This window comes from Tateyamaria sp. ANG-S1, assembly GCF_000814025.1.
Taxonomy (GTDB): domain Bacteria; phylum Pseudomonadota; class Alphaproteobacteria; order Rhodobacterales; family Rhodobacteraceae; genus Tateyamaria.
This window is the reverse complement of sequence record NZ_JWLL01000022.1, coordinates 1-17,325: the sequence shown is the minus strand read 5'-3', so window position 1 is coordinate 17,325 and position 17,325 is coordinate 1. Positions and strand designations below refer to the sequence as shown.

The following is a 17,325-nucleotide window of genomic DNA, read 5'->3' as shown; positions in this document are numbered from 1 at the left end:
TTCATTTTTGTTGAATCCGGTTTCTTAGTTAATCCTTGAAGGAAGTCTCCATGACCGTACACGATCTCGCACTTCAGACGGACGATATGTTTGAATTCAAAACTGGTCCCATTGCGTCGACAACCGCCTTTGATGCCGCGCTTCAAGCGCGGGGCATCGACACCTCAACTCTGACACACGCGCAGAACAAGGCTTTCGTCGATGCCGCTATGCAGATCGACAAGGTCTTGGCGTCCGATGTGTCGACGGTTGAAGAGGCGCGCGATCTGCTCGCCTTTGATGCCGACATTGAAGCTGTGGACAATCTGAGCACACTCAACGGTGAACGATTGAATGGTGTTGCGACCGAGGACGGCAAGATCATTTTGGACAGTGCGCTGACAGGACAAGCGCTGCGCGACACGTTGATTGAGGAATTGGCTGAATCGGCTTTTTACGAGGCGTTCAATCGCAGCTCAGCCGGTGATTTCGGGGCTGAGACCGAAGCCCGGATCGAAGGGAATGCGTCCGCAGAGTACTTGGCGCAATTGTCGACTGATGTTACGAATGACACAGTCCAGACCGAGTTTGGAAACGGGCAGGCGAGTTCGATTGAAAAGAACTACGCGTACATCTTCGACCTGGTCATGCAAGATGTTCAAAGAGAACTTGCCAGTCAAAAAAATGCGTTTACCGATATGCTTGTCGCGCAGGGTGGACAGGTAATGAGTGGGCAAGGCGGGCAAATAATGCTTCAAAATCTCTACTCGAAAGTAGGATTGATTTCCTATTCAGAAACCTCCGGTATCGACTACAGCACCTCTATGAAAATAAGCAACACCGCCAATCTGGATCTTAATGGCGATGGTATAGCGGATACCTATGAGTATCTTGGGTTTAGCCCTCACTTTGCAGCTCAGTCTCATACTGGCACCAAATTGGAAAACGTGGGGTTTGTACCAACGAGCAAATCTGCCAAGTTTCTGATGGGTGCAGGCGATTCAAAAACGACATGGGTTGCCAAGAAGGATGAGACGATTTCAACCGCGGAAACAGTATCTGTTAATAACAAAGTAGAGTTGCGCGCAGATGTGAGTATATCAGGAAAAGTCTTTGGCGCTGGTCTCGAACTGAAGCTTGGGGCGTCTCAATCCACTGATACAGGTCAGAGTAGCACAACCACTTCTGCTTTTTCTTTCGGGAGCGAAGTGCGCCAAGAGCATACCGTCACAGCCGGCAGTTACGAAAAAGGCACCTTAATCTCATATGGTATGCATGCGGTTAAGGGTGATTTAACATATAACGAGGAGCTCACGCATTCCTACAAAATCACAAACGCAGCTGCAGGCAAGGCCAACCATTTCGATGTTACACAAACGGCTGAGGTCACGCAGAACGACTATCTTCTTGATGTCGTAATGACAGATTACGATGTAAATAATCCGCCGACCATAAACAGTTACGACTATTTGGTGTAAACAAGGTATTTTAGGGTGCGCCAGTGGGCGCCCTAGGTCGCCTTGGGCCCAGAGCGGTCGTTCGGCTGCACGCTAAAATATCCGCTTCACTCCGCACAGCGGCACTCCCCCAACAAAAAAACCGGCGCAAGCCAGTGCTTGCGCCGGGTCTGTTGAACGGTCGGGGCTATTTAGTTGATCCAGCCTTCGACGATGTCCATGTTTTCAGCGACCCATGCTTCGGCCACGTCTTGCGGGTCCATCTCATCCCGGCCGATGGCGAGGATCCACTCGTTCACCGTGTTGGGGTCCAGTTGGATCTGGCTGAGGAACTTGGCCGCGGGCGGGTTACGCTCTTCCAGCGACTTGGAGTAGCTGACGAAGATCTGCGCGTCGGGCGTTTTACAACCTGCTTCGGACACTTCCAGCCAGTCTTCGCCGTCGAGCTGCAGGTTCAGGCAGCCTTCGGTGTGCTCGGGCTCAGCCAGCGGTGTGATGTCATAGGCGGCGTGAATCCATTCCGGCGTCCAGTAGTAGAACAGGATCGGCTTCTGGTTGCCGTAGGACGTTTTCAGTTGCGCCTTGAACGTCGCATCCGAGATGATTTCCGGCTCCCACAGTTCGGAGAGGCCATAGGACTTCATCTTGACCTGCCAGATCTTCGTGGATTTCCACGAGGCGTCACCGGCCCAGTATTCACCCTTGCCGTTGCCGTCCTTGTCGAACATGGCGGCAATCGCCGGATCTTTCAGGTCCTCGAAGGACGTGATCCTGTCCGACATGTAGCTGGGCACATACATCTGCTGGGTGCCGGCGTAGGGCTGGTTGTGCGCCACTGTGCCTGCATCTTCGATGAAGCGGTCCCATGGGCCTTGCTGGTTGGGCATCCACATGTCGGTCCAGACGTCGGCAGAGCCGTCGCCCTTGTCCATGCCGGTGGCGATGATCGCCTGGTCGGACAGGCCTTCGACGATTTCCGCCTCGGAGTTCAGCGGCCCTTCGATCACTGTCTTGATCACGTGGGCGATGGCCTTGGCGCCGGTCCAGTTGAGGTCGGAGATGGCGACCTTTTCCTGAGCTGAGGCACCGACTGCTGCGACGGAAAGCGCCCCGGCAGCGGTGAGGGTTGTGATGAGTTTCATATGTGTCTCCCTTATTGAACTCATTCTTGGTTAGTGTTTGACGGTGTTGGCCTTCTGGACAACGCGGTCGATCATCATCGCCAGAAGCGCGATGCCGATGCCTGCCAGGATGCCTGCGCCCGTGCGAGTGTTGGCGAGCGCCTCCGTCACGATAAAGCCCATGCCGCCCGCGCCGATCAGCGCGGCCACGACGACCATGGACAATGCCATCATCACCACCTGGTTGACCCCTGCCATGATAGACGGCAGGGCCTGGGGCAGTTCGACCTTCATCAATAGCTGCCGTGGGTTGGCGCCGAAGGCCAGCGCTGCTTCCTTGGTGTTCTCAGGCACGTGGCGGATGCCGAGCGCCGTGAGGCGTACCATGGGCGGCATGGCGAAGATCACCGTCGCCAGGATGCCCGGCGGTTTGCCGATGGAGAAGAAGGCGACCGCAGGCAGCAGGTACACGAAGGAGGGGATCGTCTGCATGATGTCGAGGATGGGCGTGATGATTGCCTGCCCCCGTTTCGATTTGCCGACCCAGATGCCCAGGGGCAGGCCGAAGACGATGCAGATGATCGAGGCCGCGACCACGAGGCTCATCGTGTCCATCGCTGTTTGCCAGAAGCCGAAGAGGGCGAGGTAACAGAGCGATGCGGCCACGAATATGGTTATTCGGGCCCCGGCCATCGTGTAACTGATTGCCATGATGGCCCCCATGGCGATGATCCATGGCGTGCCCACAAAGACCGCCGTGATCGCTGACAGCATCGACCGCAGGAAGGTCGTGATCCCGTCGAAGAAGAAGCCATAGAACGCCGTCAGGTAGCCGATGCCATCGTCGATGAGCTGTGCCGTGTAGCTGTTGAGGTTGACCGGTGGCAGACCCTCGCGCGGGGCTTCGCGGCGGACAAAGCGGTCGCCGTTGTCGTCGCGCGGGTAGGTGACTGTGTCGCGCCGTTCCAGCCAGACGATGGTGGGGAATTCCCCGATGATCATGCAGTCGAACTGGTCCTTGAACGCGACCTCTTCGCCCGCGGCGATAGAGCGGGCCTGTTTGATGCAGGTCCGTTCTTCGGGCGGGAATTGCGAGGCGCGGTAGAGCATGAGCGGCGCGATCATGGCGACGATCAGTGTCGCCCAGACGAGCCGTTTCATGTCCCAGCCCGAAGGCTTGGAATGGTCGACGCGCCATGTGTTGTACTGGCGGAAGTAGAGCCGGTCAGCCAGCCAGCCGAAGATGACGCGGCCGAGGATGAAGATGATCACGGCGGCCCAAAGGCTGGACGTGGTCCAGTTTTCGAACCGTTCGACCAGGAAGTCCTTGTTGTCGATGACGGCCTGTTCGGCGGCGCGCGAGAACTTCCAGACCTGCATGAGATAGACCGCTGCCACGAGGTCGATCAGGAAGCCGATCCAGAACAGCATCTTGTTGGCGCGGATCGCGGCCCATGGGAAGCCTGCGATGGCCGCCATCCAGTTGACGTGGGTGGCGGGCAGCTTGGCCTTTTGGATCGACAGGAAGGTTTCGGCGAAGTAGCCGCCGGATTTATCCGCAAATTCGGCGAAGGGTTTGGTTTCGTCCGTTGCAGCGGCGGGTGCGCCGCCCATTTGATCGGGTGTTGTGTCGGTCATGTTACGCCTCCCCCTGGACGCCGTGCAGGATTGCATCTTTGGACACCACGCCCACGACGTTGCCGTCCGACTTGATCAGCACCGGGTGGTCCTGGTTGACGCTGAGCGCGATCAGCTTGTCGAGGTCGTCGTCGGGTTCGGCCACGGGGGCCTCGGCCTGCGGGATGGGCCCCTTGCGTTGTTCGTAGGCTTCAAGCGGTTCCATGACTGTGTGTGCATAGAGCAGCTTCAGCTTCGAGATGCCAGCCACGAAGTCCGCCACGTAGTCGTCGGCGGGCTTGGTCACGATGTCTTCGGGTGTGCCGACCTGCACGATCTCGCCATCCTTCATGATGGCGATGCGGTTGCCCATGCGGATCGCCTCATCCAGGTCGTGGGTGATGAAGAGCGTCGTCTTGTTCATCGATTTCGACAGGTCGAGGAATTCGTCCTGAAGCACGCGCCGGATCAGCGGGTCGAGGGCCGAGAAGGGTTCGTCCATCAAGAGGATGTCCGGGTCGGCAGCCATGGCGCGGGCGAGGCCCACGCGCTGCTGCATCCCGCCCGACAGCTCCGAGGGCAGGCGATCGCCGTAGCCTTGCAGGCTGACCAGTTCGATCACCCGGTCGGCCACTTGCGCACGGGTGTAGGCATCGACATTGCGCAGCTCCAGCGACAGGGCGACGTTGTCGCGCACCGTGCGGTGGGGCAGAAGCGCCATGTTCTGGAACACCATGCCGATCTTGTCGGCGCGCATGGCGCGAAGCTCTTCGGCGTTGAGTTGGCCGACATTGGCCCCGTTGATCAGGATGTCGCCGCCCGTGGGTTCGATCAGGCGGTTGATGTGCCGCACGAGGGTGGATTTGCCCGAGCCGGACAGGCCCATGATGCAGAAAATCTCACCCTCACCGACGGAGATCGAGACATCCTTGACCCCCACGACAGCGCCGAATTGTTCCAGCACCTCGGCCTTGGACAGGTTGTCCCTGCGTACGGCTTCCATCGCTTCGTCTGCGCGGCTGCCAAAGATTTTCCAAACGTTGCGGGTGACGACCACCCCTTCTTCCCTGTTGTCGTTCAAGCGCGTGCCTTTTCTCTTTTTGGGTCGAGGAAGGGCAGGTCGACAAGCGTTGCGCCGAGGCGCTTCATATGTCCGTCCAGTTTGCCCACTTCCAGTTCCGTGCCGGGTGCGGCGTTTTCGACGGCGACCCGGGCCATGCAGATTGCATGTCCGAGTGCGGGGGAGTGGCAGGCACTGGTGATGGTGCCCACCTGCTCGCGTCCCACAAAGATGCCATCGCCATGGACGGGCACCTCATTGCCGGCCATGTGCAGGCCCACGAGCTTGCGCCGCGGAGCCGTGTTGTTGCGTTCAAGGGCGGTGCGCCCGATGAAGTTTTCCTTTTTCAGATCGACGGCAAAGCCGAGGCCCGATTCAAAGGCGTCCGCCTCTGGCCCGAACTCGGCGCCTGAGATCATCAGACCCGCTTCGATCCGCAGCATTTCGAGGGCGTTGCCGCCCATGGGCACCAGCCCGTCGGGCGCGCCTGCCTCCATGAGTGCGTCCCAGATGGTGACCGCGTCGGCGCTGTCGCAGAAGATTTCGTAGCCGAGTTCCCCTGTGAAGCCAGTGCGGCAAAGCATGAACATCGGTCCATCCCGGTCGTGCAGACGGGCGATGGTGAAGCCGAACCATTTGAGGTTGTCGAGCGACGGGCGCGAGGGCTGTGTGAAGACGATCTTGCGCAGGATGTCGCGGGATTTGGGCCCCTGAAGGGCGAGGTTCTGGATCTTGTCGCCGTAGCTGAGCACCCGGACGTTCAACCCGTGGGCGGCTGCCTGTTCGCGCAGGTGCAGGCCGGAGTTGTCCGAGCCGCAGCACCAGCGGAAGGCGGTGTCTTCGAGCCTAAAGAGCGTGCCGTCGTCCAGCACCGACCCGCGCGCGTCGCAGACCAGCGCGTAGAAGCCGCGATGTTGCGACAGCTTGGCCGCGTTGCGGGTCAGGCAGATTTGCAGCAGCTCCTCGGCATCGGGGCCGATGATGTCGAATTTGCGCAGGCCCGACATGTCCTGCAGCGTGGCCGCGTTCTTGCAGGCCCAGTATTCGGCGATGGCCCCGGTCGCATCGTATTGCGTGGGCATCCAAAGCTGCCGAGCCACCTGGTAGCTGCTGGTCAGTTTGGAGATGCGCGGATGGAAGGCGGAATGGGCGGTCATTTGCGCTGCGTCCTCGGGGTTGGCGCGCCATGCGACGGCGTGCTGTATCCGGCTGTTTTCGTCGTAGATGCGGACATGCACATCTGTTGGGTTCCATCCATTGATTGGGTCCACGTCGTCGGGACAGGCGGTTGAGACGCAGACGAGGTCGGTCAGCGCCTGCATGGTTACGTGATCGCCGGGGCGGGACCATGCCTCGTCCGCTTCGATATGATGGCCTTGCCAGTCGATCCACGAGTTGAAGAAGAAGTTGATGGCAGGCCAGGCGCGGCGGTTGCCGATGCCGTAGGGGGCGAAGGCGCCCGAGATGTTGTCGGAGCAGTTGATGTGGCCGGGAAAGCCGCGCTCTTCGTAGCCGCGGGCGGTGCAGGCCAGTGCAAAGGTGTCGTGGCGGCCCACTGTGTCCTGGCGCAGTGCCAGCAGGGGCACCATGTCCTGATCAAAAAACTTGTCGTGCAGGCCGGGTGTGGGGTAGGCGCCGCGCGCCATGGTGCGCGAGACGGTGCTGTCGATATAGCGTTCCAGCCCGCTGTCCAGTGCATCGGCCCGCATCGCCATGAAGTCGGAGCATTGCTGCCCTTCGACATCGATGATCTGGACGAATTGTCCCTTTTTGAGCGTATAGGCGTGGGCGGTGCCGCGGCTGACGCGCCATTCATCGACCACGTGTCCGAGTGGGTCGGGCAGCGCCAGGTCAAAGCCGTTGCCTGCCGGGGGCTGGATCGTCAGCGTCACGCTGCCCCCAGCGCCCGTTTCGATGAAGCCGTCCTGTGCGGGCAGGATGCAAATCAGGTCGGCGTCCTGTGTGACCTTGCCGATATGGGTTTCGCCCGGTGCATCTTCGGGTCCGAAGATGTGCAGGCCGCGCGCTGCGTCGAGCGTGCTGTCGCGCCCCTGTGCCATGGCGTGCAGGGGCCGTGCATCGTAGCCGGTGGTTGGCAGGGCGTCGCCGGCTGTTGTCACGCCCTCGAACGCGCTGGTGTCGAAGGTGCGCGCGGTGTCCGTCCGCGCGGCGATCCACACATCGCATCCGCCGTCCGTCGTGGTCAGCGAGATGACGGATCCGGCCCGCACGCGGACCTGTTCCATGCGTCCATACCGCACGTCCCGGCGCAGGGTCGACGTGTCCTTCAGACCCTGGTAGCGCACCCGCTGCGGTGCAATGCTGTCGCTTCGTTGTAACACGAGCCTATTTCCCTGTTCGGTTTCCACATCATTGACGTAGGTGCGGTGTAACCGGTTACATTTCAACACCCGCGAATCGCTTCGGTCAAGAGTGTGGGACGGGAAGGGGGCGGTTTGTGAACAAGATTGGCGTCAGTATCCGCGATGTTGCCCGCGAAACGGGCTTGTCCACGGCGACCATCTCGCGCGTGGTCAATGGCGGCAGCAAGGTGAGCGACGAGACACGGCAGCGGGTGCTGGAGGCCTGTGCGCGGCTCGATTACCTGCCGAACCCGGCGGCGCGTGCGTTGTCTACCCGCAGGTCGAAGGCTGTGGCGGCCATCATCCCGACCATCGAGCATTCGGTTTTTGCCAAGTTTATTGCCGCCGTCGAGCGGACATTGGGGGAGCGCGGGTACTCCCTGATCATGGCAATCGCGAAGGCGGACGAGGCAGAGGAACTGGCCGCGGCCCGCAAGCTGTTGGGTATGGGGGCTGACGCCTTGATCCTGAGTGGGCTGGATCACAGTGACCTGTTGTTGGAGATGCTGGAACGCCGGGCGGTTCCATATGTCTTTACCTCTGCCTGGGACGACCGCAGCGCGCGGCCGGCCATTGGCTATGACAATGCGCTGCTGGCGGAGCGCGCCATGCAGCATCTGGCGGACCGGGGGCATCGGCGCGTGGCTGTTGTGCATGGGCCCTTGGGCGAAAGCGACCGGACCCGTTCCCGCCGCTCTGGTGCGGCCTCTGTGGGCGACCGGTTCGAGCATCTGGCGTTTTTCGAGGCGCCATTGGATGTGGCGGGCGGCAAGGCGTGCGTTGCTGCCGCGCTGGAGGATCCGCGGGATTTCACCGCCTATCTGTGTTCGACCGACGTGCTGGCGCTGGGCGCGTATTTTGCCTGTGCCGAGGCGGGTAAGCGCATCCCGCAGGACATTTCTGTCATGGGTTTTGACAACCTCGATTGGTCCCGCGACATTGTGCCGCCGCTGACCACCATTGATCTGCCCGCCGTGGGCATGGGCGAGATGGTGGCGCAGCGGATCGTGGCCTATCTTGAGGATGGCGCGCCGCTGCAAAATGAGTTGCTGACGGCGGGGATCATTGAACGCGGATCGGTGGCTGACCTGACCTAGATCGAGGCTGCGCCGTAGCCTGCGCATCGTCCGAAGACGGCACCCGAGGTCAGGCCTGAGCCGCCGGGGTAGCCGTTGAAGAACACGCTGCCCACAAGCTCGCCACAGGCGTAGAGGCCGGGGATGGGGGCGTTGGTGCCCGTCAACACGGCGCCAGTTTGGTCCACCTTGAGCCCGCCATAGGTAAAGGTGATCCCACCCGTGACCGGGTAGGCGCGGAAAGGCCCCTGTTCGAGCCGTTGCGCCCAGTTCGATTTGGCGAGCGGAAGCCCTTGGGTGGCTTTGCCGTCGAGGATTGTCGGGTCGAAGGGCGTGCCGTCGTCCACGGCGGCGTTGTAGGCGTTGAGCGTTTGGGCAGCCTGCGCGTGATCGACCCCGTCCAGCATCGGGATCAGGGCGTCGAGTGTGTCCGCCTCGACATAATGCGCGTCGTGGAAGTGGTACTCGCCGTAGAGCAGGTCCAGCACCTTGGCGTCAAAGGTCTGCCATGCGAAGTGGGCCACTTCCGCTTCGAGTGCGCCGGGGGCGACGAGACCCGCGCGCGAGGTGTTCACGAAGAGGCTGCGCGGCGTCATGGCGGCAAGGTCGTCGGCGGTGATGATGCCCCGCGTGGTGGGTTTGAGCCGGACGTGGATGCTGACGATGTCGGAGGTTGCGAAGAAGGCGTTGCGTGAAGGGGCGACCGTTTCACCATCCGCTTGTGCCCGTGCGCGTCCATCGTCCGAGGCCCACCATTGGACATTCATGCCGATGGCTTTTGCATAGGTGGCAACCGCTTGGGCGATGCGTCCGTAGCCGTAGAGCCCGAGTGTGCGGCCCCGCAGTGTGCGCCCGACGCCGGATTGCCAGTGGCCTGCTCGGATCGAGGCGACTTGTTCCGGGATTTCACGCTCGCGGTCGGCGAAGATTGTGTCGGTCTCAGGCCTCAGCATCATGCGGATGATCGTACCGCGCAACCCGCGAGGCAGACGCCCGCCAAGAACATGGGGAAGGTGCGGTCGCGGCTGAACGACGGGATCGAGGCGGCGTCGTATAAGGCGTAGGCGATGTAGGCGGTGATCGCGATCAGGAAGAGGAAGGGCGCGCGTTTGGAGCAGGACTACACGTCGTCCTCGGCCATGATGTTTTTCGATTGGCGCAGGCCGATGACCACCGACAGGACGGTGATGATGATCAGGACGATCACGATGGGGGAGAAGATGTAATCGAGCCCCTCTTCAAAGCCGCGGCGGAAGCGGGATTGGGCGATTTGCAGGGCCTGGTTGGCGTAGGTTTCGGCCGGATCGCTGAGCACGAAACCGATCAGGAAGGCCGGGCGCGACCAGTCGAAGCGGCGCATGAGGATGCTCAGGAAACCGATGGCAAAAAGGGCGACAAGATCGATCAGGTTCTGGCAGGACTGGCAGGCGGCGAAGCTGATGATCATGAACAGGAACGGGGCGAGGAGCGCGAAGCGGATCGTTGTGAGCTTGGCGATCCCGCCGGACGCCGCGATGCAGATGATGGTGCCCACGACGTTGGCCAGCGCGAGGAGCCACACGATGGAGTAGGTGATGTCGAGGTTGTTTTTCAGCATGGCTGGGCCGACCTCGATCTGGCCGGAGCCCAGAAGGGCGATGGCGCCAATGAAAATCGCCATAGAGCCTGAGCCGGGGATGCCGAAGAGGAGGGTGGGGACCAGCCCGCCGCCTTCCTTGGCGTTGTTCGAGCTTTCGGGGCCGATCACGCCGCGCACTTCGCCCTTGCCGAAGTTCGATTTGTCCTTGGTCGATTGAACGGAGTGACCGTAGGCGATCCAGTCGACAACGGAGCCGCCAAGGCCGGGGATCACACCCACGACCACGCCAATGATCGAGCAGCGCACCGACAGCCAGATGTTGGCAAACCAGTCGCGCACGCCGTCCAGCCAGCTGCCGCCAAGCGATTGTTCCTTGGCAATGGCGCGGTCCTGGCGGAGCAGTTAGATGATTTCCGGGATGGCGAAGATGCCCAAGCCTACGATCACCAGCTTCAGCCCGTCGGTGAGGTAGGGGTAGTCGTAACGGGCGCGGGGGGCCTCGATCGTTCTGGAATTGCCGCTGGCTGCGGAATGACTTAAGCCTACTGAGGCGCGCCGATCGGTTTGAACCCCCGGCCCAGAGGGCGCCATGCCAGCGCTGTGAGCGCTGTGGCCCCCAGCGCCGCAAGGACGAAAGGCGTGATGAGGGCGAGGTCGCGGGTCACAACTCCTTCAGACCAGCGCACAACCAGACCGGACAGGAGCAGCCCGATGGGCATCATGCCCCATGCGAGCAGCCGGTAGATGCTGTTGACCCGGCCCAAGAGCGCGTCAGGGATGGAGCGTTGGCGGTAGGATACGGAGACTGTGTTCCAGATGAGGCCAGTGAATTCGAACATCGCCAGCACCAGTGCCAGCACATAGCCGTTGGGCGCAAAGGGCATAATGGCAAAGGCCACGGCAGAGGCGAGTGTCATCCATTGCGCGGCGGCGTTTTGGCCCATCAGTTTGACCACGCGCGCCGCGACGATGCCGCCCGCGATGCCCCCGACCGCTCCCGCAGCGAGGATGAGGCCGTAGCCCTGTGCCCCGATCCCGAGGTTTTCCTGTACGTGCAGGATCAGGGCGATGACGACCATCTGGTGCAGCAGGTTCCAGATCCCTGTGATCACCGCCAGCACCATCAGGAACGGGTGGCCACGCAGAAAGCGCCAGCCTTCGGCCAGATCGCTGCGCCATGATCCGTGTTCCGTCCGTGTCGGCTTGAACGGCCCGCTGAGCGACAGGACCAGCAGTGCGGCGAGCGCGAACATGGCGGCGTTCAGGGCGAACGGGGTCCAGAGCACGGCGGCAATCAGGAAGGCGCCGAGCGCGGGACCGAGCAAGGAGTTTCCGACCAGCTCGACGCTCCACAACCGGCCATTGGCCTGTTCGAGCTGCGCGTGCGGGACGAGTGCGGGCAGGATTGTCTGGGCGGCGTTGTCGCGAAACACCTCTGCCGTGCCCACGAACAAGGCGCAGGACAGAAGCGCGTAGAACAATGCCGGGTTGGCGGTGCCTGCGTCGGGTGCAGACGCCAGCGGCATCGAGAGCCATACACAGAGCCCCGCCGCGGCAAAGGCGGCGGCGCGCAGGACATCCATGCCGAGGATCAGAAGACGCCGGTCCACGCGGTCCGTCACCACGCCCGCAGGCAGCGCAAAGAGGAACCACGGCAAGCGCAAGGCGATGGGCATGAGCGCAATCAGCACGGGATCGCGGGTCAGGAGGGACGCGATCCAGGCCCAGACCACGACGGCGATGCCGTCGGCCAGGTTGGTCATGCCACTTGCTGCGATGAAACGGGGGAGGAGGGAGCGGTCTGCCATTGGGTCTTTCGTGTCAGAGTTTTTCACGGCCTACGAGGTCAAGTCCACTTGAGGTCAAGGAATAATTCCGACCTGTGTCTCTGGTCACTGCGAAACGATGAAGATAGCGTCGCCAGGCAAGCTCAGGATTGGTTTCCCCATGTCTCCCAACACGATTGGTGCGCTTTTGATGATGGCGTCGATGGCGTCGTTCACGCTGAACGACACGCTGATCAAGATGACGGATGGGGCGGTGCCGCTTATGCAGTTGCTGGTCATTCGCGGTGTGATCTCGTCCGTTCTGATCGTGGTGATGGCGCGCTGGCTGGGTGCCATTCACTTTCGCATTGCGCGGCGCGATTGGGGTCTGATTGCCGTGCGGTCGGGGGCCGAGGTGGGGGCGGCGTATTTCTTTATCACAGCGCTTTTGAACATGCCGCTCGCCAATGTGACGGCCATCTTGCAGGTGTTGCCCTTGACTGTGGCCGTGGGGGCTGCGCTGTTTCTGCGCGAGCCGTTGGGCTGGCGGCGTATGTCGGCTATTCTGATCGGCTTCATGGGTATGCTGCTGATCGTGCGCCCAGGGGCGGAGGGGTTTTCGGTCTGGTCGGTGTATGCGTTGATCGCGGTGGCTTGCGTGACGGTGCGCGATCTGGCGACGCGGCGGTTGTCGGAGGAGGTGCCGTCGATGACGGTGACCCTTGTCGCGGCGCTGACCGTGACGCTGTTTGCTGGCGTGAGTGGTTCCGGGTCGGCGTGGGTGCCGATTGATCTGCGGCTTGCGCTGCTGATCGGTGGCGCGTCCGTCTTTATCATCGGCGGTTACTTCTTTTCGGTGCAGGTGATGCGTGTGGGTGAGATCAGCTTTATCGCGCCGTTCCGCTATACCGGGTTGATCTGGGCGCTGGTGTTGGGCTGGCTGGTTTTTGGCGACTGGCCCTCGTCGCTGACGCTCCTCGGAGCTGCCATTGTCGTGGCGACGGGGCTCTTTACGCTGTATCGCGAGCGGCAGGTGTCAGGGGGCTGAGAAGATTCGCTTCACGGCGTCCACGTCCACGGCGAAGCGGTTGCGGAAGAGGCGCTCCTGCTTGGGTGTCAGCGGCTCGACCGGCCAGTCCTTTACCTTTTTCTGGCGGCTGTCGTTGTAGCCGTTGTGGGTGCGGACGAACATGTCGCGGTCTGAGTACGTCACGCAGGGCATGAATTGTGGGATGCGTTCGTGCATGAAGTTGTGGATCGTCATCGCGCAATCGCCCTGGATGTGCATGCCGAGGGCGGAGACATAGAAGGCGCGGTAGATCTGGGTGGCCGAGATACCGTGCGCGCCCACTTCGGCGATGTACCCCTGGTTCCAGTCGAGCCCGACGGTCTTGTGCTTCTTGGTCAGGGGGCGGGCATCCTTGGCCGCCTCACGCAGCTTTTCGATGAAGTCGACGGCGCAGGCGTCGTCGTCATCGTGGCGGAACTGGATGCAGGGTTTGGACGGGTCGCGGCGGGCATTGTTCAAAAGCGCCTTGGACATCTCGCGGCTGGGGGCCGGGGGTTCGGCGATGATCTTGACCTGTTTCATGCCCGCCGTCAGGTCGTGCAGGCGGTCGCGATGCTGCTTGGGGAACTGATCGCCGATGAGGATCAGGAGGTCGAAATCCTCGTCCGTCTGGGCGCGCAGGCAGGGCAGGGCCATGGTTTCGAGCAGGCGAAACCGCTCTTCGATCCGGTCATGGGCCCAGAGGTAATCCATGCGTTCGCGGGTCGTTTCGTGACCGACCTGGAACCCCCCGATGGCGGGATAGGAAAAGCGGCAGAGCCCGATGATCTGCATGGTGGCCAAGCCCCTTGTTTTTCTGCTCGTATTGCGGTGGACTGTGCCCTATCGGATACGGCCCATGCAAGTCGGGTGTGGCTGTTGACAGTACCCCCGACTCCCCCTATACGCCCGCTATCTCGGCAAGGGGTCAGTCCCGGCACCGAAATCAAAACTTAAGTGGACACGATCCGGCCCCTGCATTGGCCCGATCCTCTGGAAACCCACCGCGTCGCGCCGTCCACCGGAGCGATTGCGGTTTTTGCGCTGTTGTGGACGCACAGCAAGCGATGAGATTGAAACCGCGGGGCAGTCCCGCACGACATATGTTGATGAGACGGGGAAAGAACCTGCAATGCCAACGATCCAACAGCTGATCCGCAAGCCGCGGCAGCCCAAAGTAAAACGCTCGAAGTCGCTTCACCTTGAGGGCAACCCTCAGAAGCGTGGCGTGTGCACCCGCGTGTACACCACCACACCGAAAAAGCCGAACTCGGCCATGCGGAAGGTTGCCAAGGTGCGCCTGACCAACGGGTTCGAGGTCATCAGCTACATCCCCGGCGAGAGCCACAACCTGCAAGAGCACTCGGTTGTGTTGATCCGCGGCGGCCGTGTCAAAGACCTTCCCGGTGTGCGCTATCACATCCTGCGCGGTGTTCTGGACACGCAAGGCGTCAAAGATCGTAAGCAACGCCGTTCGAAATACGGCGCCAAGCGCCCCAAATAAGGAGAGCAGCAGATGTCACGTCGTCACGCCGCCGAGAAACGCGAAGTCCTGCCCGACGCCAAGTATGGCGATAAGGTTCTGACCAAGTTCATGAACAACCTGATGCTGGATGGTAAGAAATCGACCGCAGAACGCATCGTCTACAACGCGCTGGACCGTGTTGAAGGCAAGATCAAGCGCGCCCCCGTGGAAGTGTTCCACGAAGCGCTGGACAACATCAAACCGTCCGTCGAAGTGCGTTCGCGCCGCGTCGGTGGTGCCACCTACCAGGTGCCGGTTGAAGTGCGTCCCGAGCGCCGCGAAGCGCTGGCCATCCGCTGGTTGATCACAGCCAGCCGCGGCCGCAACGAAAACACGATGGAAGAACGCCTCGCCGGTGAACTGCTCGACGCCGTACAGTCGCGCGGTACTGCCGTGAAGAAGCGTGAAGACACGCACAAGATGGCCGACGCCAACAAAGCGTTCAGCCATTACCGTTGGTAATCCAGACACCCTGAGGAAGCAGCCCCATGGCACGCGAATATCCGCTCGACCGCTACCGCAACTTCGGCATCATGGCTCACATCGATGCTGGCAAGACCACATGTTCGGAACGCATCCTGTACTACACAGGCAAGTCCCACAACATCGGTGAGGTGCACGATGGTGCGGCCACCATGGACTGGATGGAGCAAGAGCAGGAACGCGGGATCACCATCACGTCGGCTGCGACCACCACGTTCTGGGAGCGGACCGAGGACGGCCAAACGGCCGAAACTGAAAAGCACCGCCTGAATATCATCGACACCCCCGGCCACGTGGACTTCACCATCGAAGTTGAGCGTTCGCTGGCGGTTCTCGACGGTGCTGTCTGTGTTCTGGACGCCAACGCCGGTGTTGAGCCTCAGACCGAAACCGTGTGGCGTCAGGCAGATCGCTACAAGGTGCCGCGCATGGTCTTCGTCAACAAGATGGACAAGATCGGCGCCGACTTCTTCAACTGCGTGAGCATGATCGAAGACCGCACCGGCGCCCGCGCCGTGCCCGTCGGTATCCCGATCGGTGCAGAGACCGAGCTGGAAGGCCTGGTTGATCTGGTCACCATGGAAGAGTGGCTGTGGCAGGGCGAAGATCTGGGTGCATCCTGGATCAAGGCACCCATCCGTGCCGAGCTGGCCGACATGGCCGCCGAGTGGCGCGAGAAGATGATCGAAGCCGCCGTCGAGCAAGACGACGACGCGATGGAAGCCTACCTCGAAGGCAACGAACCTGACGTTCCCACGCTGCGCAAGCTGCTGCGCAAGGGCACGCTGGCGCTGGACTTCGTTCCGGTTCTGGGTGGCTCGGCCTTCAAGAACAAAGGTGTCCAACCGCTGCTGAACGCCGTGATCGACTACCTGCCCAGCCCGCTGGACGTGGTTGACTACATGGGCTTTGCCCCCGGTGACGAAACGGAAGAGCGTAACATCGCCCGCCGTGCGGACGACGACATGGCGTTCTCCGGCCTCGCGTTCAAAATCATGAACGACCCCTTCGTGGGCTCGCTGACCTTCACCCGCATCTACTCGGGCGTCCTGAACAAGGGTGGCTCGATGCTGAACTCGACCAAAGGCAAGAAAGAGCGCGTTGGTCGTATGATGATGATGCACTCGAACAACCGCGAGGAGATCGAGGAAGCGTTTGCAGGCGACATCATCGCGCTGGCGGGTCTGAAGGACACCACCACCGGTGACACGCTGTGCTCGGAAAAAGAGCCGGTTGTTCTGGAAACGATGACCTTCCCCGACCCGGTGATCGAGATCGCGGTTGAGCCCAAAACCAAGGGCGACCAGGAGAAGATGAGCCAGGGTCTGGCGCGTCTGGCGGCAGAAGACCCGTCCTTCCGTGTGGAAACTGATCTGGAATCCGGTCAGACCATCATGAAGGGCATGGGCGAACTGCACCTCGACATTCTGGTTGATCGCCTGAAGCGTGAGTTCAAGGTCGAAGCCAACATCGGTGCCCCGCAGGTGGCCTATCGCGAGACCATCGGTCACGAGGTCGAGCACACCTACACCCACAAGAAACAGTCGGGTGGTTCGGGTCAGTTTGCCGAGGTGAAGATGATCATCTCGCCGACAGAAGCAGGCGAAGGCTACTCCTTCGAGAGCCGCATCGTTGGTGGTGCCGTGCCCAAGGAATACATCCCGGGCGTTGAAAAGGGCATCCAGTCGGTCATGGACTCCGGTCCGCTTGCTGGCTTCCCGGTCATCGACTTCAAGGTGGCTCTGATCGACGGTAAATTCCACGACGTGGACTCCAGCGTTCTGGCCTTCGAAATCGCGGCCCGTATGGGCATGCGCGAAGGCATGAAGAAAGCCGGCGCCAAGCTTCTGGAGCCCATCATGAAGGTCGAGGTCATCACGCCTGAAGAATATACCGGTGGCATCATCGGTGACCTGACATCGCGTCGGGGTCAGGTGTCGGGCCAGGAGAACCGCGGCAACGCCATCGCCATCGACGCAATGGTGCCGCTGGCCAACATGTTCGGCTACATCAACACCCTGCGTTCGATGTCGTCGGGCCGTGCCCAGTTCACCATGCAGTTCGACCACTATGATCCCGTGCCGCAGAACATCAGCGACGAGATCCAGGCGAAATACGCTTAATAAGGTCGGGTTTCCCGACCACTGGGAAGGCGGGGTGAACCCCGCCCTACCACCCACCGTAGGGCGGGGTTCACCCCGCCACCCTTGAGACAAAGAAGGAGCTTTGCAATGGCAAAGGAAAAGTTTGA

At 61.3% G+C, this 17,325-nt stretch carries 14 protein-coding genes; 6 read left to right on the top strand and 8 right to left on the bottom strand.

The features are described 5' to 3' along the window. Positions 1-50 precede the first annotated feature (50 nt). Complete coding sequence (locus RA29_RS20955; RefSeq protein WP_152613111.1) at positions 51-1,457, top strand: hypothetical protein; 1,407 nt, start codon at positions 51-53, stop codon at positions 1,455-1,457. Positions 1,458-1,627: 170 nt separating this feature from the next. Here RA29_RS20955 and RA29_RS20950 read toward each other — a convergent pair whose 3' ends face one another. The 4 genes from RA29_RS20950 to RA29_RS20935 are packed head-to-tail and all read right to left on the bottom strand — an operon-like array spanning position 1,628 to position 7,576. Beyond that, entirely contained in the window at positions 1,628-2,578 is a 951-nt protein-coding gene (locus RA29_RS20950) for a glycine betaine ABC transporter substrate-binding protein (RefSeq protein ID WP_039689761.1), read from the bottom strand. 30 nt (positions 2,579-2,608) lie between these two features. Continuing rightward, positions 2,609-4,195 carry an ABC transporter permease subunit gene (locus RA29_RS22205; RefSeq protein WP_052249858.1) on the bottom strand — a complete coding sequence of 529 codons (1,587 nt, stop codon included), beginning with the start codon at positions 4,193-4,195 and terminating at the stop codon, positions 2,609-2,611. A 1-nt stretch (position 4,196) separates the two neighbouring features. Continuing rightward, positions 4,197-5,255 carry a betaine/proline/choline family ABC transporter ATP-binding protein gene (locus RA29_RS20940; protein ID WP_241462684.1) on the bottom strand — a complete coding sequence of 353 codons (1,059 nt, stop codon included), beginning with the start codon at positions 5,253-5,255 and terminating at the stop codon, positions 4,197-4,199. Then, the gene (locus RA29_RS20935; protein ID WP_039689759.1) at positions 5,252-7,576 is read right to left on the bottom strand and encodes an aminomethyltransferase family protein; all 2,325 of its coding nucleotides are present in this window, start codon (positions 7,574-7,576) and stop codon (positions 5,252-5,254) included. The genes RA29_RS20940 and RA29_RS20935 overlap by 4 nt, the downstream gene beginning before the upstream one ends. A 116-nt stretch (positions 7,577-7,692) precedes the next feature. Between RA29_RS20935 and RA29_RS20930 the strand changes: the two genes are divergently transcribed. Beyond that, a complete protein-coding gene (locus RA29_RS20930) occupies positions 7,693-8,694 on the top strand; it encodes a LacI family DNA-binding transcriptional regulator (RefSeq protein ID WP_052249857.1) in 1,002 nt (333 codons plus the stop codon). On the opposite strand, the gene RA29_RS23720 is transcribed toward RA29_RS20930, so the two are convergent. The 3 genes from RA29_RS23720 to RA29_RS20910 form a co-directional block, all read right to left on the bottom strand. Continuing rightward, entirely contained in the window at positions 8,691-9,629 is a 939-nt protein-coding gene (locus RA29_RS23720; protein WP_193743612.1) for an NAD(P)-dependent oxidoreductase, read from the bottom strand. The genes RA29_RS20930 and RA29_RS23720 overlap by 4 nt on opposite strands. Before the next feature lie 164 nt (positions 9,630-9,793). Further along, positions 9,794-10,591, bottom strand: a complete 798-nt coding sequence (locus RA29_RS20915; RefSeq protein ID WP_193743613.1) for a tripartite tricarboxylate transporter permease — start codon at positions 10,589-10,591, stop codon at positions 9,794-9,796. A 203-nt stretch (positions 10,592-10,794) separates the two neighbouring features. Further along, a complete protein-coding gene (locus tag RA29_RS20910; protein ID WP_039689797.1) occupies positions 10,795-12,060 on the bottom strand; it encodes an MFS transporter in 1,266 nt (421 codons plus the stop codon). A 139-nt stretch (positions 12,061-12,199) separates the two neighbouring features. Here RA29_RS20910 and RA29_RS20905 point away from each other — a divergent pair, with 139 nt between their 5' ends. Then, a complete protein-coding gene (locus tag RA29_RS20905) occupies positions 12,200-13,066 on the top strand; it encodes a DMT family transporter (protein ID WP_039689795.1) in 867 nt (288 codons plus the stop codon). Here RA29_RS20905 and RA29_RS20900 read toward each other — a convergent pair. Further along, positions 13,055-13,861: a putative rhamnosyl transferase gene (locus tag RA29_RS20900; protein ID WP_039689757.1), complete on the bottom strand. Its 807-nt coding sequence runs from the start codon at positions 13,859-13,861 to the stop codon at positions 13,055-13,057. The two genes, RA29_RS20905 and RA29_RS20900, sit on opposite strands and share 12 nt — an antisense overlap. A gap of 337 nt (positions 13,862-14,198) precedes the next feature. Here RA29_RS20900 and rpsL point away from each other — a divergent pair, with 337 nt between their 5' ends. From rpsL to fusA, 3 genes are read left to right on the top strand one after another with little or no spacing between them, the layout of a single operon-like run. After that, the gene (gene rpsL, locus RA29_RS20895) at positions 14,199-14,570 is read left to right on the top strand and encodes a 30S ribosomal protein S12 (protein WP_024809820.1); all 372 of its coding nucleotides are present in this window, start codon (positions 14,199-14,201) and stop codon (positions 14,568-14,570) included. Between the two features lie 12 nt (positions 14,571-14,582). Continuing rightward, a complete protein-coding gene (gene rpsG, locus RA29_RS20890) occupies positions 14,583-15,053 on the top strand; it encodes a 30S ribosomal protein S7 (RefSeq protein WP_039689754.1) in 471 nt (156 codons plus the stop codon). Between the two features lie 26 nt (positions 15,054-15,079). Next, complete coding sequence (fusA, locus tag RA29_RS20885) at positions 15,080-17,197, top strand: elongation factor G (RefSeq protein WP_039689752.1); 2,118 nt, start codon at positions 15,080-15,082, stop codon at positions 17,195-17,197. Positions 17,198-17,325: the final 128 nt, after the last annotated feature.